Genomic DNA, 17,879 nt, shown 5'->3' on the forward strand with positions numbered 1-17,879 from the left:
TTTCGCAAAAAGGCCCGCTTCGCGGGCTTTTTTGTTTTTAAGGTCAATTGGTTAGCTGATCTTCCGCAACTTTATTTATGGCGTATTGTGGTCTATGTTCTAATACGAGCCAAAATTAGCCCTCGGGAACAGACGGGCTATCAAACCTAACGGTCGAAATAAGGAATAAAAAACATGACACTAAAATCCAAGGTATCTGCTCTCGCTGTTGCTGCGGCAGTCAGTGTTGGTGCTGCGTCCACGTCAGTATTGGCCCAGGAACAGCGTTTCGTGACAATTGGTACGGGTGGTGTGACCGGTGTTTACTACCCGGCCGGCGGTGCTATTTGTCGTCTGGTAAATATGGATCGTAAAGAGCATGGTATTCGCTGTTCGGTAGAGAGTACCGGTGGCTCTGTTTACAACCTGAATGCGATTCGTCAGGGTGAGCTGGATTTGGCTGTGGCACAGTCGGACTGGCAGTACCATGCCTATAACGGTTCCAGCCAGTTTGAAAGCGATGGCGCCAACAAGGACTTGCGTGCGGTTTTCTCCCTGCACCCCGAGCCCTTCACCGTTGTCGCCAGCAAGGGATCGAACATCACTTCCTTTGAAGATCTGGCAGGCAAGCGTGTATCTGTCGGCAATCCGGGCTCAGGCCAGCGCGCCACGGCCGAGGTGCTGATGGAGGAAATGGGCTGGGGCATGGACAAGTTCTCCCTGGCTGCAGAGCTGAAAGCTGCCGAGCAGTCCCAGGCCCTGTGTGATGGCAACATCGATGCCTTCTTCTACACCGTTGGCCACCCATCTGGAGCCATCAAGGAAGCAACCACATCCTGTGACAGTGTGATCGTGAATGTCGATAATGCTGCCACGCAGAAGCTGATCTCCGACAACCCGTATTACCGGGAGGCGACCATCCCGGGCGGCATGTATCGTGGTTCCGATCAGGATGTGACCACCTTTGGTGTAGCTGCCACCTTTGTATCCTCCACCGAAGTCCCGGACGAAGTGGTTTACGAAGTAGTCAAAGCGGTGTTTGAAAACTTCGATAGCTTCAAGCGACTGCATCCGGCCTTCGCCAACCTGAAGAAGGAAGAGATGGTATCTGACGCCCTGAGTGCACCCCTGCACCCTGGCGCCGCCAAGTACTATAAAGAGGCCGGCCTGATCGACTGATCTGCTGGTGTAGTGACGCCGCGGGCAGAGTATGCCCGCGGCATTGCATTTGTTTTTACTGCCTTACCCCTCGTTTTCTTGAAGGACTACGTTATGAGCGATAGCGACCCGCGAGCAGGGGATAGTGTCGACCGTGCGAAGGTCGAAGAGTTTGTGCAGACTGAGTCCGGCGGGAGGGCCGCATCAGGGGCCGCCGCTGTCGTTCTGTTCGTGGTACCACTGCTTTGGTCCCTGTTTCAGCTCTGGATAGCTTCACCGCTCCCTTATATCTTCGAAATCGGGGTATTTAACTCCACCGAATCCCGCTCCATTCATCTGGCCTTTGCCACCTTCCTGGCATTTTCGGCATTCCCGATGATTCGCGGAAAGCATCTGGACCATGTGCCCATTTATGACTGGGTGCTGGCGCTGGCTGCGGCCTTTGCGGCCTCTTACCTGTTCGTGTTCTACGAAGAGTTGGCGTCTCGCCCCGGTGCGCCCAATACTCAGGATCTGATTGTCGCGCTGGGTGGCCTGGTGCTGCTTCTGGAGGCGACCCGCCGTGCGCTGGGGTTGCCACTGACGATTGTCGCCGGCGTTTTCATTATCTACTCCCTGGCCGGCCCGTACATGCCGGATGTGATCTCCCACAAGGGGGCGAGTCTGAGCAAGCTTGCGTCGCACCAGTGGTTGGGTACGGAAGGTGTGTTCGGTGTTGCGTTGGGAGTCTCCACCAGCTTTGTGTTCCTGTTCGTGCTCTTCGGGGCTTTGCTTGAACGGGCGGGTGCAGGTAACTACTTCATCCAGGTCGCCTACGCCTTGCTTGGTCACATGCGCGGTGGGCCAGCAAAAGCTGCCGTCGTGTCCAGCGGCCTGAGCGGTGTCATTTCCGGGTCGTCAATCGCCAACGTTGTTACCACGGGGACCTTCACCATCCCGTTGATGAAACGGGTTGGCTTCCCGGCGACCAAGGCCGGCGCTGTTGAAGTGGCCGCTTCCACCAATGGCCAGCTAACCCCGCCCATCATGGGCGCGGCGGCATTTTTGATGGTGGAGTACGTGGGGATCTCCTATCTGGAGGTCATCAAGCACGCCATCCTGCCGGCCATGATTTCCTACGTGGCGCTGATTTACATCGTTCATCTCGAAGCCTGCAAACTGAACATGCAGGGCATTGAGCGCCTCGATCGCCCAACCCTGGCCCAGCGCATGCTCAACTGGGTGGTGATCCTGTTGGGCTTGTGTGTACTGACCTTCGCGGTTTATTACGGCATTGGCTGGATGAAAGACTGGTTGGGTGCCGCTGCGATCTGGGTGCTTGGCCCCTTGTTGGTGCTGGTTTATATCGGGTTGGTGGGCTACGCCACACGCTTCCCTGCACTGGAAGAGGACAGCCCGGACAAGTCCATGGACGAACTGCCGCCGGTCGGTCCCACCGTCAAGACCGGGTTGTATTTCCTGTTGCCCGTGGTGCTGTTGGTCTGGTGTCTGACCGTCGAACGGTTTTCGCCCCAGTTGTCAGCGTTCTGGGCGACGGTATTCATGATCTTTATCGTTATTACCCAGCAACCACTGAAGGCCTTTTTCCACGGGCACGGGCAATACGGTGCGAAGCTCAAGCAGGGAGTGGTCGATCTTGCCCACTCTCTGGTCACGGGTGCCAGGAACATGGTGGGGATCGGGGTGGCCACTGCCACGGCGGGTATCGTGGTGGGCACTGTTACGCTGACCGGTATCGGACTGGTGATGACGCAGTTTGTTGAGTTTATCTCCGGCGGTAACCTCCTGCTGATGTTGATCTTCACCGCCCTGATCAGTCTGATTCTTGGTATGGGGCTACCCACGACCGCCAACTACATTGTGGTGTCCACTCTGATGGCGCCCGTCATCGTGACATTGGGGGCCGAAAATGGCTTGCTGGTGCCTTTGATTGCCGTTCATCTGTTCGTGTTCTATTTCGGGATTCTGGCCGACGACACCCCCCCGGTGGGGCTTGCCGCCTATGCGGCGGCGGCCATATCCGGTGCGGACCCGATCCGAACGGGGATTCAGGGGTTCACCTACGATATCCGGACCGCCATCCTGCCGTTCATGTTTATCTTCAACACGCAGCTTCTGCTGATCGGGCTGACCGGGTGGTTTGATCTGCTGGTGACCATCTTCAGTGCCGTGATGGCGATGCTGGTGTTTTCTGCTGCCACGCAGGGATTCTGGATGACCCGGACCCGGTGGTGGGAGACCGTCGCGCTTCTGCTGATCTCGTTCACACTGTTCCGGCCGGGTTTCTGGTGGGATATGGTGTATCCGCCCACTCAGGATCGTCCGGGCTCCGAGCTGTTCCAGCATGTGGACGATGTCCCGACCGGGGACCCTATCGTTATCCAGGCCTCCGGCATGTCGCTTGACGGTGACGAGGTGTCCAAGTATCTGCAGCTGATGTTGCCCGCCGGCGAGTCGCCCGAGCAGCGGCTGGCACAGGCTGGGCTGGAGGTATCACCTCAGGGCGATCAGATGGTGGTGGACTTCGTCAACTTCGGCAGCGTGGCCGAACAGGCGGGCATCAGTTTTGGCTGGACGATTGACAGTGTTCAGGTCGGCACTGATCGGCCGCCCAAGGAGCTGATGTTTATACCGGCCCTTGCGTTGCTCGTGGTGCTCGGGGTTGGGCAGTATCGCAGGCGAGCCCGCGAAAACGCCGCTGCTCAACCTGCCTGAGTAGCTGATGAGTATGAGGAAACCCGGCATTAACCCGCCGGGTTTTTTTCTGGTAGACTCCCGCTCCAACAGGCCCACGGTTTGTATCGTGATGAGCCGTCACAAGTGATCTCTGGTATAGATCACCGCTGAGTAACCAACCGGAGTGTGTTTATGCCCGTCGTAACCCTGCCTGATGGCAGTCATCGCAGTTTTGCCGAAGCCGTTACCGTTCATGATGTGGCCGCTGATATCGGCGCTGGTCTGGCCAAGGCTGCCCTGGCCGGCCGTGTGAATGGTCAGTTGGTGGATACCAGCTACCGGATTGAGGAAGACATCGACCTCGCGATTGTGACCGACCGAGATGAGGATGGTGTCGACATCATTCGTCACTCGACTGCGCATCTGTTGGCGATGGCCGTCAAAGAACTGTTCCCGTCTGCTCAGGTTACGATTGGTCCGGTGATTGATAACGGGTTCTACTACGATTTCAAGTTCGAGCGCCCGTTCACCAACGAAGACCTTGCCCGAATCGAAAAGCGCATGGAAGAACTGGCCAAGCAGGACATCCCGGTCTCACGCTCGGTTCTGTCCCGCGATGAGGCCGTGAAGCTGTTCGACGAAATGGGTGAGGAGTACAAGGTTCGGATTATTGAAGATATCCCGGGCGCAGAAGACCTCTCCTTTTATCAGCAGGGCGATTTTATTGACCTGTGCCGTGGGCCGCATGTGCCCAGCACCGGCAAACTCAAGGCCTTCAAGTTGACCAAGGTGGCCGGAGCTTACTGGCGTGGTGACACCTCTAACGAGCAATTGCAGCGTGTTTACGGTACCGCCTGGGGCAACAAGAAAGATCTGAAGGCCTATCTGCACCGGCTGGAAGAGGCCGAGAAGCGGGATCACCGCAAGATTGGCAAGAAGCTGGACCTGTTCCACATGCAGGAAGAGGCGCCGGGCATGGTGTTCTGGCATCCCAATGGCTGGGAGGTCTATCAAAGCATCGAGCAGTACATGCGCGACAAGCTCCGCAAGCATGGCTATCAGGAAATCAAAACGCCGCAGGTGGTATCCAGAACGCTTTGGGAGCGGTCTGGTCACTGGGACAAGTTCCACGATGACATGTTCACCACGGAGTCTGAGAAACACGATTTCGCGATCAAGCCGATGAACTGTCCATGCCACATTCAGGTCTTCAATCAGGGGCTCAAGAGCTACAAGGATCTCCCGCTGCGTCTGGCCGAGTTTGGCTCGTGTCACCGTAACGAAGCCTCGGGTGCCTTGCATGGCATCATGCGGGTGCGTGGTTTTACCCAGGATGACGCGCATATTTTCTGTGAAGAGGACGCCATCCAGGCAGAGGTGTCACGCTTTATTGATCTGTTGCACGAGGTCTACCAGGACTTCGGATTTGACGAAATCCTGTACAAACTGTCTACCCGCCCGGAAAAGCGGGTCGGTTCGGACGAAGTCTGGGATAAGGCGGAGGCCGCACTGGAAGAAGCCCTGAACCGCGAAGGCGTCGACTGGGAGTTGTTGCCCGGCGAAGGCGCCTTCTATGGGCCTAAGATCGAGTTCTCTCTGAAAGACTGTATTGGCCGGGTATGGCAATGCGGTACCATTCAGGTGGATTTCTCCATGCCCGGTCGTTTGGGTGCCCAGTACGTTGCGGCGGATTCCGAGCGAAAGACGCCGGTCATGCTGCATCGTGCAGTTCTCGGTTCCTTCGAGCGCTTCATCGGAATTCTGATCGAAGAATACGAAGGCGCGTTTCCGACCTGGCTGGCTCCGGTGCAGGTAGCGGTCCTCAATATCACGGATAATCAGCGTGAATATTGTGAGAATCTGACCAGAAAACTGGAATCTTCTGGATATCGGGTTAATGCTGACTTGAGAAACGAGAAGATCGGCTTTAAAATCCGCGAGCATACTTTAAACAAGGTTCCCTATCTGGTCGTCGTAGGCGACAAAGAGGTCGAGAACAACGCCGTAGCGGTACGTACCCGCAAAGGTGAGGATCTGGGAACCCTTTCGCTTGACGCGTTCGAACAGCTTCTGGCTGAAGAGGTTGAACGTAAAGGCAAAACCAAGACGGAGATCTAATTATCAAACAGCGAACGAATCGGGGTGGGCGCGCTCCTAAGGCGCCGATCAATGAGAATATTGACGCAACAGAAGTCCGGCTGATTGACGCGGAAGGCAATCAGGTAGGAGTGGTTCCTATTGCGGATGCCTTGAAGCAGGCAGAAGAAGCGTCCCTTGACCTGGTCCAGGTTACGGATTCCGATCCGATCGTCTGTAAGATAATGGACTACGGGAAGAAAATCTTCGACGAGAAGAAGGCCAAGGCGGCTGCTAAAAAGAAACAGAAGCAGACGCAGGTCAAAGAGCTGAAGTTCCGTCCCGGAACTGAAGAAGGGGATTATCAGGTCAAACTACGCAACCTGATACGTTTCCTTGAAAACGGGGACCGCGGCAAAATCACTATCCGCTTCCGTGGGCGTGAGATGGCACACCAAGAAATTGGTATGAAACTCATGAACCGAATTGAAGCAGATATTGAAGAGCTGGCAACGGTTGAGATGAGGCCCAAGATGGAGGGCCGTCAAATGACCATGTTGGTGGCGCCCCGCAAGAAGAAGTGAACCTGACCGGGTGATGGTCCCCCGCGTATGCGGGGGATTTGTCGTTCAGGGGCATATTGTTTTTCCATAATAGAATGCGGAGTTTTAAAAAATGTCCAAGATGAAAACCAAAAGCGGAGCCACTAAACGGTTTAAGAAAACCGCCAACGGCTTTAAGCACAAGCAGTCCTTCACCAGTCACATCCTGACCAAGAAGAGCCCCAAGCGTAAGCGTCAGCTGCGTGGCACCAAGATGATCGCCAAGTCTGACGTGGCGTCCATCAAGCGTATGACCGCGTGCTAAGGCACCGCGAACATTCTTGCAAAGGTTTTTAAGGTAGAAGGATTAAGTTATGGCTCGTGTAAAACGTGGTGTGATCGCACGCCGTCGTCACAAGAAGGTTCTCAAGCAGGCTAAAGGTTACTACGGTGCCCGCAGTCGTGTGTTTCGCGTTGCCAAGCAGGCGGTTATCAAGGCCGGGCAGTATGCCTACCGTGACCGTCGTAACCGCAAGCGTGCATTCCGCGCTCTGTGGATTGCCCGTATCAACGCTGGCGCGCGTGCAAACGGTCTGTCCTACAGCCGTCTGATTGCTGGCCTGAAGAAGGCGAACGTAGAAATCGATCGTAAAGTTCTGGCCGATCTGGCCATGAACGAGCAGCAGGCGTTCGCCGCTGTTGTCGAGAAAGCCAAAGCGTCTCTGTGATCGCTTAAGCTCTTCATCGATTGCTGATCGATCAGGGCGTCTCATGGCATCATGTTGACGCTCTTTCAATAGGGGAAGGGCATGCTCTTCCCCTATTTTTGTTTCAAGAATTCGTATTACTACTCCCATTTCTGGTTTGGAGCAGGGTCAATGGAAAACCTGGAGCAACTGGTTCAGGACGGGTTGGCTGCGGTAGGCAGTGCAGACAGCCTGCAGGCGCTTGATCAAATTCGTGTTGAGTACCTTGGTAAAAAAGGTGTTATCACCCAGCAGGCCAAGACGCTGGGCAAGCTTTCTGCCGAAGAGCGTCCCGCTGCAGGCCAGAAGATTAATGAAGCCAAAGGGCGGGTAGAGCAGGCCATCAATGCTCGCCGGGCCGATCTGGAGCGCGTTGCCATTGAGCAGAAACTGGCAAGCGAATCCATTGATGTCACGCTGCCGGGGCGAGGTCAGGATCTGGGTGGCCTGCACCCGGTAACCCGTACCCTTGAGCGTATCGAACAGTTCTTTGCGCGGGCGGGTTACACCGTCGAACAGGGGCCGGAAATCGAAGATGACTATCACAACTTCGAAGCCCTTAACATTCCAGGGCACCACCCGGCCCGTGCCATGCACGACACTTTCTATTTTAATCCGGGCACGTTGCTGCGGACCCATACCTCACCGGTCCAGATCCGCACCATGGAAGCGGGTAAGCCGCCATTTCGCATGATCTGCCCAGGGCGTGTCTATCGGTGCGACTCTGATATGACGCACACCCCTATGTTTCACCAGGTTGAGGGGTTGCTGGTCGAGAAAGACGTCAGCTTCGCCGATCTGAAGAGCACCGTTGAAGAGTTTCTCCGTGTCTTTTTTGAGCGAGATCTGAAAGTTCGATTTCGTCCATCGTACTTCCCGTTTACCGAGCCCTCCGCCGAGGTGGATATTGAATGGGGCCGGGAAGCTGATGGCAGCATCAAATGGCTTGAAGTGATGGGTTGCGGCATGGTGCACCCAAAAGTATTTGAATATTGCGGTATTGATGCCGAAGAGTATCGTGGCTTTGCATTTGGCCTGGGCGTGGAGCGTCTGGCTATGCTGCGTTACGGCGTCAACGACCTGCGGATGTTCTTCGAGAACGATCTGCGTTTCCTGCGCCAGTTCCGTTAATCCGGCGCTTTCAGGAATTCAAATCATCAGGCGAAACCGCATCAGGACAAGGCAACAAGCATGAAATTCAGTGAACAGTGGCTGCGCGAGTGGGTAAACCCGGAAATCGGTACCCAGGAATTGATGGATCAGGTCACCATGGCTGGTCTGGAAGTGGATGGCTTTGAGCCAGTGGCTGGCGACTTCAACGGCGTGATCGTAGGTGAAGTGGTGACGGTTGAGCCACATCCCGATGCCGACAAGCTCCGTGTCTGCCAGGTCAATGATGGTCATAAAACCGTGCAGGTGGTGTGTGGCGCACCCAACGTGCGTGATGGTCTGAAGGTACCCTTTGCTGTGGTTGGGGCCGTTCTGCCGGGGGATCTTAAAATCAAGAAGGCCAAGCTCCGTGGCCAGCCTTCCGAAGGTATGTTGTGTGCCGAGTCCGAGCTGGGCCTGTCTGATGCCAGCGATGGCCTGATGGAGTTGCCATCAGATGCACCGGTTGGCCAGGATTTGCGTGAATACCTCCACCTTAATGACGTTACTATTGATGTGGACCTGACTCCAAACCGCAGTGACTGCCTGTCTATCAAGGGCATTGCCCGGGAAGTGGGCGTTCTGAATAGCCAGGTTGTTGAAGCGCCCGAAATCGCCGCTGTTGAAGCGCAGCACTCCGAGGTGCCCGATATCCGGGTTGAGGATCCGGCCGGCTGCCCGCGTTACCTGGGCCGTGTGCTGCGTAACGTGAACCTGCAGGCGGAAACGCCACTGTGGATGCGTGAGAAGCTGCGCCGTTGTGGTATCCGGTCCATCGACCCGGCGGTCGATGTCACCAACTACGTCATGCTGGAACTGGGCCAGCCGATGCACGCGTTTGATCGTGAAGAGATCAAGGGCGGTATCGTTGTGCGTATGGCCAAGGCCGGTGAAAAGCTGGTCCTGCTGGATGGCCAGGAAGTCGAACTGACCGATCAGACGCTGGTGATCGCCGATCATCAGAAGCCCATTGCCATTGCCGGTGTTATGGGTGGTGAGCATTCTGGCGTCAGTGATAAGACCCGGGACCTGGTGCTGGAATCCGCCTACTTCGATCCGATTACCCTGGCCGGTAAGGCCCGCCACTATGGCCTGCACACCGATGCCTCCCATCGCTTTGAACGTGGTGTTGACTTCAAGCTGGCGCGGGACGCCATGGAGCGTGCGACCCAGCTGCTGATGGATATCGTTGGTGGTGAACCCGGCGAGATTGTGGAAGTGATGAGCAGCGATTCCTTGCCAGAGGATCAAGTCGTCGTTCTGCGCGCTGACCGCCTTGCGAGCGTGCTGGGCATGGAGATCGATCGCACCACGGTTGAAGAGATCCTGACCCGGCTTGGTCTGCAGATCGATAAGTTGCTCAAGAATGGCTGGCAGGTGAGCGTCCCCAGCTACCGACCGGACATTTCCATTGAAGAAGACGTGATTGAGGAAGTTGGTCGAATTTTTGGCTACAACAACCTTCCAGTCACCGAGCCCGAGGGGGCCCTGGGACTTCGTCCTCAGAGCGAGGCTCAGCGTCCGGTGTCGCTGATCCGAAATTTCTTCGTCGGTCAGGGATACCAGGAAGCGATCACCTATAGCTTCGTGGACCCCAAAGTTCAGAAATTGGTTGATCCCGAGCGTGATGGTATTGCCCTGGCGAACCCGATCTCCTCAGATCTTTCCGTCATGCGGACCACGTTGTGGAGTGGGCTCCTGAAGACGGTCGCCTACAACCAGAACCGTCAGCAGGGGCGTATTCGTCTGTTTGAGACCGGCCTTCGGTTCGAAAAGGACGGTCAGCGCATAGATCAGCAGCCTATGTTGGCCGGCGTCATCGTTGGCGGACAGTACCCGGAAAACTGGGTGAACGGTCGCAGGGCCGCAGACTTCTTCGATGCTAAAGGCGAGTTGGAAAGCCTTTTCCGATTGCTCGGTATCGATGTTCAGTTTTTGCCCGGAAAGCATCCGGCGTTGCACCCGGGTCAGACTGCTGAGCTCGTTCGCAATGGGGAGCACATTGGCTGGCTGGGTACCTTGCACCCGCAAGTGCAGAAAAAGCTTGAACTTAATGGCACAACCCTGATGTTTGAGCTATTCTTGGATTCAATCGTCACCGGATATGTGCCTAATTTCAAAGAAATTTCAAAATTCCCTGAAGTTCGTAGGGATTTGGCTATCATTATCGGAAGTGACGTGGCATTTGCCGACGTAGAGCGTGTAGCCAGAAAGCATGCCGGAGAATGCCTGACAGATTTGCGTGCGTTTGATGTCTACGAGGGTGAGAGCATCGGTGAGGGAAATCGAAGCCTTGCGCTCAGTCTGTTCTGGCAGCACCCCAAACGCACGCTTAACGAGGATGAAGTGCATTCGCTCTTCAACGGCGTCATCGACGCTTTGAAAGAAGAGCTGGGGGCAACATTAAGGAGCTGAGACATGGCGGCGTTAACGAAAGCGGACATGGCGGAGCGTTTGTACGAGGAGTTGGGCCTCAACAAGCGGGAAGCCAAAGAGATGGTAGAAGCTTTTTTTGACGAAATCAGAGACGCGCTCAGCCACAACGAGCAGGTGAAGTTGTCAGGTTTTGGCAACTTTGACCTGCGCGATAAAAAACAAAGACCGGGACGGAACCCGAAAACTGGGGAAGAAATTCCTATCAGCGCTCGTCGTGTGGTGACCTTCCGGCCGGGACAGAAACTGAAACAGAAAGTGGAAGCCTATGCTGGAACCGAGTCATAACAACGAACTCCCTGCGATCCCCGGAAAGCGCTATTTCACCATTGGTGAGGTAGCCGATCTGTGTGCGGTCAAGGCTCACGTTCTGCGCTATTGGGAACAGGAATTTCCCCAGCTGTCACCGGTGAAGCGACGCGGAAACCGGCGCTATTACCAGCGCGCAGATGTTATCACCATCCGTCAGATACGCAGCTTGCTCTACGAGCAGGGTTACACCATTGGTGGTGCCAAGCAGAAGTTGAGCAGTAGTGAGGCGAAAGAAGACACGTCTCAGTACAAACAGCTCATCCGCCAGATGATTGCGGAGCTGGAAGAGGTTCTTGAGGTGTTGAACGCTCCGGCAAAATAACCTTCCTCGCTGGACTGCTGTCCGAAATAAAAAAACCGAGACGTTTCCCGTCTCGGTTTTTTTGTGCGTGCCCGGATGTTGCTCAAGCCTCGATGGGATCTAGCAGTGCTGCTTCAGCAGATTCCGGTAAGTCGTGAGTTTGTCGGACGGGGGCTGCAGGTCGTAGGTTTTGATCAGTCGTACAAAGCGGCTGACATACTGGCACTGTCCGGCCGGCGGTAGCCACTCTTCGGGGCCCTTTGCGCCTTTCTGGCGGTTCAGAGACAGCTCTACGCTCCACAGGTTATTCATGTCGTTGGCAAAGCTTTCTCGCTTGTTGTCGCTCCAGCTCTTTGCGCCGTATTTCCAGGCCCACTTCAGTGGCACCACATGATCGATGTCGATCTCTGCTGCGTTCTGGATCACCTTGCCGGTAAACGGGCTGATCCAGCGGCCCGAGGTGACCCGGCATCGACGCGGGTCTGAGAATCGAACGCTGGTTGTTGATGACGCAATCAGGGCTTCCGCACGACTGTTCTGACAGTCCCCGTCGGAGTCGTCCCAGCCGTGACCGAACTTTTTGCGCTGGTAGTCTGTACTGTTCTCCAGGGACAGCGGGGCGCTGAGTCCTTTTGGCATTCGACCGCCGCTTGCGAGGCACGAGGCGACCGATTCAAAACCTGTGAAAGCTTTGGTCCGGGAGTAATGGGCGCTTTCGGGCGGGTGGCAGATACCTGAACTGGATTTTTTGACCAGATCCGAAACTGCGGTCTGGCTGGCACCGAGAAGTAAAACCGCAAATAAAACCGATAAGGATCGGTTATACAGCATTTGCATGATGGTAATCGCCTAAGGGACGGATTTTGAATGGAAAACGAGAGAATTATTGCAAACGGGGATGGTTGGCTGATTCAGGCTTTTTGTAGCGTTTCTGTCAGCGATGGTAAGCGCGGGAATGGCGTTTTAAGTTGTTCGAAAAATCGTACTTGTTGAATGAGCTGCGAGGAGCCGGAAAGCCGGTCGGGCCAACAGGTAATATTTCAATTATTGCAGTAGAAGCGGGTTGGTCGTGAAGGCCGAAAATGTGCAGAACAGACGCCTGCGATCGGGCGCTTGCCAGCGAATAATAATGAGATAAGGAAAGAAAAGTGGTCGGGACGGCAGGATTTGAACCTGCGACCACCTGCACCCCATACAGGTGCGCTACCAGACTGCGCTACGCCCCGACTTACGCTGGGCCAAAGGGAACCGGACGGTTTCCTCACTGGCTTAGCGGGAGCGAGTCTACACCAGGCCTAGAAAAAAATAAACAGGCATTTTAATCGTCGTTTCGGTTTCTTCGACCGGGCCTGGGTTAGCCCTGTTTCAAGATGAATTCGGTAGGCGATTAGGCCCCTGTAGCCGGTTGTGACAACGGAACTTTCTAGAGTGTGAGCATGGTCTATGCTGAAGGAAAGGTTTTGGCGATGTGCGCCGTTTTTGATGTTTAGAACTCAAAGCAATATCATGTCGCGCTTGTAACGTTTGAGCACCGATACGAAATGGGACTTTCCAACTAAGGAGACTTCGAACGTGGGCGAGGTAGTCAAAGACGAATATCAAACGGATTACGTCGCAGGCCAGGATAATATTCATCCTTTAGGTCTGGACATTCACGCACCGGTATTTCCGATCACGGCGATACTGGTGACTCTCTTCGTGGTGGGTACGATGATGTTCCCCAACGAGGCAAAATCCATGCTGGATGGCGCCAAGTGGGACATTATTGCCACCTTCGACTGGTTTTTCCTGCTCAGTGCCAACATTTTCGTGGTTGTATGCCTGGCACTGATCTTTATGCCGGTTGGAAAAATCCGGTTGGGCGGAATGGATGCCAAACCGGAATTTTCGACCATGTCCTGGTTTGCCATGCTGTTCGCCGCAGGTATGGGTATCGGCCTGATGTTCTGGGCGGTGGCGGAGCCGGTGGCGTATTACACGGGCTGGTACGAGACGCCATTTAACGTAGAGGCAAATTCGCCAGCGGCGGCGGATATGGCCATGGGCGCCACCATGTTTCACTGGGGCCTGCATCCTTGGGCGATTTATGCGGTGGTCGCGCTGTCGTTGGCGTTCTTTGCGTTTAACAAGAATATGCCACTGACCATTCGCTCGGCCTTCTTTCCGCTTCTGAAGGACAAAGTCTGGGGGTGGCCGGGCCACATCATCGACATCCTGGCGGTGGTCGCTACTATCTTCGGTCTGGCGACATCACTTGGTTTCGGGGCTCAGCAGGCGGCCTCCGGCCTGAATTACCTGTTTGATACGTCGGCCGGTGTTAACGTCCAGATGGCCATCATCGTCGGTGTGACAGCGGTTGCTCTGATTTCCGTGTTGCGGGGCCTCGATGGCGGGGTAAAAGTGCTCAGTAACATCAACATGGCTCTGGCTGGACTGCTGTTGTTCTTCATTATCTTCGCAGGGCCAACCATGTCGATACTGGAGACCCTGTGGGTGACCTCTTCCAGCTATGTTGCCAATGTGGTGCCACTGAGCAATCCGTTCGGCCGGGAAGATGAAGCCTGGTTCCAGGGCTGGACTGTGTTCTACTGGGCCTGGTGGATTTCCTGGTCACCGTTCGTTGGCATGTTCATCGCGCGTGTATCGCGAGGTCGTACCGTGCGGGAGTTCGTGACTGCAGTGCTGATCATTCCGACCCTGATTACCGTTGTGTGGATGAGTGCGTTTGGTGGTTCCGCCCTGGAGCAAATCCGCGACGGTATCGGTGCACTGGCTGAAAATGGCCTGACAGATGTGTCTCTGGCCATGTTCCAGATGTTCGAGAACCTGCCGCTCACCGGCATCATTTCGTTTGTCGGAATTATTCTGGTGCTGGTGTTCTTCGTAACGTCCTCGGACTCCGGCTCTCTCGTGATCGACAGCATCACCGCCGGCGGTAAAACTGATGCACCGACTTCCCAGCGGGTGTTCTGGGTTGTAATGGAAGGCGCCATCGCTGCCGCGCTGATCTTTGGTGGTGGTGAAGATGCCCTTGGGGCCATCCAGGCGACTGCAATCAGTGCCGGCTTGCCCTTCACGGCGATCCTGCTGATCATGACCTGGGGGCTGCTGAAGGGCCTCGCTCATGAGCGCAAGCTACTGATCGCCAAGGGCGAACTCTGAGCTTAGTGCGCTGAAAACCAAGCCGGGCCTTTGTGCCCGGCTTTTTTTTTGCGTGATTTTCAGGCGGCCGAGAAGGTATCCATGGCAAAAGCTGCGCGTTCCCAGGGCGTGAAGTGGGGGCGCTTGAGATCTTCGATGGTTCGCAGGCGGGGAAGCAGGCCGAGCCCATTGGCCATCTGGATGGCGAGCCCGGGGCGGGCGTTGAGTTCCAGAAGCAGCGGGCCCTGATTCGCGTCCACCACGAGATCTACGCCCATATAGCCAAGCCCAGTGGCTTCGTAGCAGCGGGAAGCCATTTCGAGCATCTGGTCCCAGGCATCGATCTTGATGTTATCAATGGCCAGTCCGGTGTCTGGGTGCAGGGCGACCGGGCGGTTGAACTGAACGGCGTTCAGACTCTTTCCTGTGCCCACATCGAGGCCAACGCCAATGGCCCCCTGGTGCAGGTTGGCTTTGCCGTCAGAGGCTTTCGTGGCGAGCCTCAGCATCGCCATTACCGGATAGCCCTGAAATACCACGATCCGGATATCAGGTACGCCCTGATAGGAGTATTTTGCCAGCGATGGCGCGGACTCCACGAGGCTCTCGACAATCGCGACGTCGGGCGTTCCGGCTAACGAGTAGAGTCCGGCCAGAATGTTCGTCAGGTGCCGTTCCAGCTCGGCACCGGCCAGACGGGCCCCGGAGGCTTTGATGTATTGATCTTCATCGCGCCCCGTAATCACCGTAATACCTTTACCGCCTGAGCCTTTCGCCGGTTTGATGGCGAAGCCGCCGAGATCCTCCGCCATTTCCCGGAAATGAGAAATCTCGTGTTGCTGACGTACCACTTGCAGCAGGCTGGGGGTTTTTACGCCATATTCGGCCACTGCGAGCTTGGTCTTCAGCTTGTTATCGACCAGAGGATAGGAGGCACGCTCGTTATAGCGGGCAATGTAATCCACGTTGCGCCGGTTCATGTTGAGCATGCCAAGCCGGTTCAGGCGCCTGGGGGATATCCAGCCCATGTCAGTCGTACACCTTCATAGGGTGGAAGCGTGTCAGCTCGGTAAGCTTGTAGCCGGTGTACTGACCCATGAGCAGGATGATCCCGAGGATGGTCAGGTGCAGCTCGGGAAAGTTGAAGGTCAGGTGGCCGGCCAGTGGTGCGCTCATGGCGAGGTAAGCGCAGATGGCGACAAACAGGCTGCCCGCACCCTGGATGATAACTTCCCGGGCACCTTCCTCTTCCCAGAGAATCGACATCCGCTCAATGGTCCACGCGATGATGACCATGGGGAAGAAGGTAACGGTCATGCCAGTGTTGAAACCCATTTGATAGCCAAGGATGCTCAAGCCCGCAGTGATGAAGATAACCAGAATGATCAGAGCGGAGATTCTCGAGACCAACAGCAGATTCAGGCTCGACAGATAGCCCCGCATGACAAGGCCGATGCTTACCACAGATAGGAAGGCAATCAGGCCGGGAATCAGCGTGGTTTGCACAAAGGCTACGGCAATGAGCACGGGCATAAACGTGCCCGATGTTCGAATCCCGATCACGATCCGCATGAAGGCAACGATCAAGGCGCCCAGAGGCAGCAACAGAAGCATGCGGAACATGCTTTGCTCTTCGATGGGCAGTTCATAGAAGCTGATCAGCCCAAGGCCGTTGGTTTCAAGTTCCATGGTCATCAGCTGCAGGGCCGGAACGGTCTGTCGGAGCATGGAAAAGCTGACCTCGGAATTGTCGCCGCCAATCACATCAAGCAGGGAGTCCGAGCCCTGGCGCCACAACAGGAGGTTGTCCGGAATGCCCTGGTTCGCCGACTCCGGGTCAAAGGTCAGCCACTCCGAACCATCATAAATTTGCAGGAATGGCATCAGCGATTGGCGCCGCCGCGCGTCCCTTAGCTTTAATCCGTCCGCGGTTCGGGCCGGGATGCCCGAATGGTTCAGCATGTCCACCAGCAGGTTGAGGTAGTCTTCCTCGGCAACCAGCAGCGTGGTGTTCTGAGTGCGGGTATCCGGCTGCATCAGGCGAATCAGTTCCCGGGTCATGCTTTCCGGCGTGCTGGAGCGCGCTTCAGCGCGTTCCAGAATCTCGCGCACGGCGGTTGCCTGGGGCTCTTCCCAGAACACTCGGCGCGCTTTGGGCTCACGATCCGGGGGCGGGCTCTTGGCGGTATCGTCCGGGATGAACTGTGCCTTGAAGTAGAGCGTCTGCGGTCCGGACACGGCGCGCTTGGTCCACTCCGCGCGCCGACTGCCGGATTTTCCCAGAATGGAGAAACCGTAGCCCGGGGAGGCGGCCTGTTCGCTCAGCACGCGGAATCCCGGTGGCTGTTCTGGTACATGAAGGCTGGCAACAACAGGGTCTTCATTGCCTTCAAAATCGACTCGGGCTTCAATCATCCAGACCGGGCGTTGCTCCCCGGCCAGCCAGGGAATGCCCAGTTCAATATGTCGCCATACAGCCAGAGCAATCCCTGCTGCAATGAGAAGAAAAACGCCAATGAAAAACGGCAGGCGCGATCGGGACGTCACGAGTCATTCCTGTTCTGGAGAATTGATTCCGGTAATTTGGTGGCGAATTCCCTGCCTATATCAATCAACATCACGTCGCGAAGGATATTACGGCCTATTAATACTTCGTAGGTCAGGTCTGCCCGGTCCGTCAAGGTGAACTCTGCAACTTGTTGGTGGTCGCCAATCGCGAACTGGAGCTCCACCACCAACCGACGCTCAGCATCTTCAGCGCTGGCCTGAAAGACCTTCACCCGCCGGGCGACTTCTTTTTCCAGGGTGATGAGTTCGTCTGTGCCCGGAATGGGCACATCAAAGCGCACCCAGTTGTTGCCATCCCGTTCGAAGCGCGTGATGTTGCGGGCATCCAGGGAGGATGTCTCGGCACCGCTGTCAATCCGTGCGGTATAGACCTGCCCGGGTTCGGCCAGAAAGATCCTCTCCAGTTCGCCGACAATGAGCTTGCCTTGCATGCGTTCGGTCAGGCCGCCAGATGCCTCGGTAGCGGGGCAGACCTTCTCCGGCCGCACCGGCGGACACTGGGGTTTTTGAACCTGGGTCTGGATGGCGTCCAGAATGGCTTGAGTGGATTCTTCCTGCCGCTCCAGCGTAGTTTCGTGTCTTATACCGGCATTGTTTTCCATGGTCACCAGAGTGACCCGCTGTGTCTGAATGGAACTGCTTAATTCGTTCATGTCCTGTTTCGGCACCATCAGATACCGGTTAAAGGAGCAGCCTGTCAGCACGGAAATCATGCCGAAAACCAACAACACTTGACGGAACGGGACGTTGGCCCGCATCGGTCGTAAGCTCATCAAATACCCCTGAGATGGCAGCCGG

General features: G+C 55.9%; 15 protein-coding genes and 1 tRNA gene. 11 read left to right on the forward strand and 5 right to left on the reverse strand.

Going from position 1 to position 17,879, the window contains the following annotated elements; all coding sequences use genetic code 11:
* The first annotated feature begins 174 nt into the window (after positions 1–174).
* The 10 genes from LPB19_RS09160 (at position 175) to LPB19_RS09205 (ending at position 11,393) form a co-directional block, all read left to right on the forward strand.
* Entirely contained in the window at positions 175–1,158 is a 984-nt protein-coding gene (locus LPB19_RS09160; RefSeq protein ID WP_206642626.1) for a TAXI family TRAP transporter solute-binding subunit, read from the forward strand.
* A 93-nt stretch (positions 1,159–1,251) separates the two neighbouring features.
* Positions 1,252–3,852, forward strand: a complete 2,601-nt coding sequence (locus LPB19_RS09165; protein WP_206642627.1) for a TRAP transporter permease — start codon at positions 1,252–1,254, stop codon at positions 3,850–3,852.
* A gap of 153 nt (positions 3,853–4,005) precedes the next feature.
* Positions 4,006–5,931, forward strand: coding sequence for a threonine--tRNA ligase (gene thrS / locus LPB19_RS09170; RefSeq protein WP_206642628.1), 1,926 nt, complete (start codon positions 4,006–4,008; stop codon positions 5,929–5,931).
* 2 nt (positions 5,932–5,933) lie between these two features.
* Positions 5,934–6,473 (forward strand): translation initiation factor IF-3, encoded by a 540-nt coding sequence (gene infC, locus LPB19_RS09175; protein ID WP_206645751.1) that lies wholly within the window; start codon positions 5,934–5,936, stop codon positions 6,471–6,473.
* Positions 6,474–6,564: 91 nt separating this feature from the next.
* A complete protein-coding gene (gene rpmI, locus LPB19_RS09180; RefSeq protein ID WP_206642629.1) occupies positions 6,565–6,756 on the forward strand; it encodes a 50S ribosomal protein L35 in 192 nt (63 codons plus the stop codon).
* A gap of 49 nt (positions 6,757–6,805) precedes the next feature.
* Entirely contained in the window at positions 6,806–7,159 is a 354-nt protein-coding gene (gene rplT / locus LPB19_RS09185; RefSeq protein WP_206642630.1) for a 50S ribosomal protein L20, read from the forward strand.
* Positions 7,160–7,309: 150 nt separating this feature from the next.
* Positions 7,310–8,308, forward strand: coding sequence for a phenylalanine--tRNA ligase subunit alpha (pheS, locus tag LPB19_RS09190; protein WP_206642631.1), 999 nt, complete (start codon positions 7,310–7,312; stop codon positions 8,306–8,308).
* A gap of 60 nt (positions 8,309–8,368) precedes the next feature.
* Positions 8,369–10,741: a phenylalanine--tRNA ligase subunit beta gene (gene pheT, locus LPB19_RS09195; protein WP_206642632.1), complete on the forward strand. Its 2,373-nt coding sequence runs from the start codon at positions 8,369–8,371 to the stop codon at positions 10,739–10,741.
* 3 nt (positions 10,742–10,744) lie between these two features.
* Positions 10,745–11,047, forward strand: coding sequence for an integration host factor subunit alpha (ihfA, locus tag LPB19_RS09200; RefSeq protein WP_206642633.1), 303 nt, complete (start codon positions 10,745–10,747; stop codon positions 11,045–11,047).
* Positions 11,028–11,393, forward strand: coding sequence for a MerR family transcriptional regulator (locus LPB19_RS09205; protein ID WP_206642634.1), 366 nt, complete (start codon positions 11,028–11,030; stop codon positions 11,391–11,393). The genes ihfA and LPB19_RS09205 overlap by 20 nt, the downstream gene beginning before the upstream one ends.
* A gap of 99 nt (positions 11,394–11,492) precedes the next feature.
* On the opposite strand, the gene LPB19_RS09210 is transcribed toward LPB19_RS09205, so the two are convergent.
* On the reverse strand, positions 11,493–12,011 hold the full coding sequence (locus tag LPB19_RS09210) for an HNH endonuclease family protein (protein ID WP_228289076.1): 519 nt from the start codon (positions 12,009–12,011) through the stop codon (positions 11,493–11,495).
* Between the two features lie 510 nt (positions 12,012–12,521).
* Positions 12,522–12,598, reverse strand: a tRNA-Pro gene (locus LPB19_RS09215).
* Positions 12,599–12,944: 346 nt separating this feature from the next.
* Between LPB19_RS09215 and LPB19_RS09220 the strand changes: the two genes are divergently transcribed.
* Positions 12,945–14,534 (forward strand): BCCT family transporter, encoded by a 1,590-nt coding sequence (locus LPB19_RS09220; protein WP_206642635.1) that lies wholly within the window; start codon positions 12,945–12,947, stop codon positions 14,532–14,534.
* Between the two features lie 59 nt (positions 14,535–14,593).
* On the opposite strand, the gene LPB19_RS09225 is transcribed toward LPB19_RS09220, so the two are convergent.
* Genes LPB19_RS09225 through LPB19_RS09235 form a run of 3 tightly spaced genes read right to left on the reverse strand, consistent with a single transcriptional unit; the run spans position 14,594 to position 17,854 of the window.
* Positions 14,594–15,541 carry an alpha-L-glutamate ligase-like protein gene (locus LPB19_RS09225; protein WP_206642636.1) on the reverse strand — a complete coding sequence of 316 codons (948 nt, stop codon included), beginning with the start codon at positions 15,539–15,541 and terminating at the stop codon, positions 14,594–14,596.
* Position 15,542: 1 nt separating this feature from the next.
* Positions 15,543–17,060, reverse strand: coding sequence for an inactive transglutaminase family protein (locus LPB19_RS09230; protein ID WP_206642637.1), 1,518 nt, complete (start codon positions 17,058–17,060; stop codon positions 15,543–15,545).
* Positions 17,057–17,854: an ATP-dependent zinc protease family protein gene (locus LPB19_RS09235; protein WP_206642638.1), complete on the reverse strand. Its 798-nt coding sequence runs from the start codon at positions 17,852–17,854 to the stop codon at positions 17,057–17,059. The genes LPB19_RS09230 and LPB19_RS09235 overlap by 4 nt, the downstream gene beginning before the upstream one ends.
* Positions 17,855–17,879: the final 25 nt, after the last annotated feature.

The sequence above is a fragment of the Marinobacter salinisoli genome (assembly GCF_017301335.1).
Lineage (GTDB): Bacteria > Pseudomonadota > Gammaproteobacteria > Pseudomonadales > Oleiphilaceae > Marinobacter > Marinobacter salinisoli.

Coding starts and splice junctions, on each gene's coding strand:
- LPB19_RS09205 (WP_206642634.1), top strand. CDS start 11,028: ATGCTGGAACCGAGTCATAACAACGAACTCCCTGCGATCCCCGGAAAG.
- pheS (WP_206642631.1), top strand. CDS start 7,310: ATGGAAAACCTGGAGCAACTGGTTCAGGACGGGTTGGCTGCGGTAGGC.
- LPB19_RS09165 (WP_206642627.1), top strand. CDS start 1,252: ATGAGCGATAGCGACCCGCGAGCAGGGGATAGTGTCGACCGTGCGAAG.
- LPB19_RS09225 (WP_206642636.1), bottom strand. CDS start 15,541: ATGGGCTGGATATCCCCCAGGCGCCTGAACCGGCTTGGCATGCTCAAC.
- rpmI (WP_206642629.1), top strand. CDS start 6,565: ATGTCCAAGATGAAAACCAAAAGCGGAGCCACTAAACGGTTTAAGAAA.
- LPB19_RS09160 (WP_206642626.1), top strand. CDS start 175: ATGACACTAAAATCCAAGGTATCTGCTCTCGCTGTTGCTGCGGCAGTC.
- thrS (WP_206642628.1), top strand. CDS start 4,006: ATGCCCGTCGTAACCCTGCCTGATGGCAGTCATCGCAGTTTTGCCGAA.
- LPB19_RS09235 (WP_206642638.1), bottom strand. CDS start 17,854: ATGAGCTTACGACCGATGCGGGCCAACGTCCCGTTCCGTCAAGTGTTG.
- rplT (WP_206642630.1), top strand. CDS start 6,806: ATGGCTCGTGTAAAACGTGGTGTGATCGCACGCCGTCGTCACAAGAAG.
- ihfA (WP_206642633.1), top strand. CDS start 10,745: ATGGCGGCGTTAACGAAAGCGGACATGGCGGAGCGTTTGTACGAGGAG.
- LPB19_RS09210 (WP_228289076.1), bottom strand. CDS start 12,011: ATGCCAAAAGGACTCAGCGCCCCGCTGTCCCTGGAGAACAGTACAGAC.
- pheT (WP_206642632.1), top strand. CDS start 8,369: ATGAAATTCAGTGAACAGTGGCTGCGCGAGTGGGTAAACCCGGAAATC.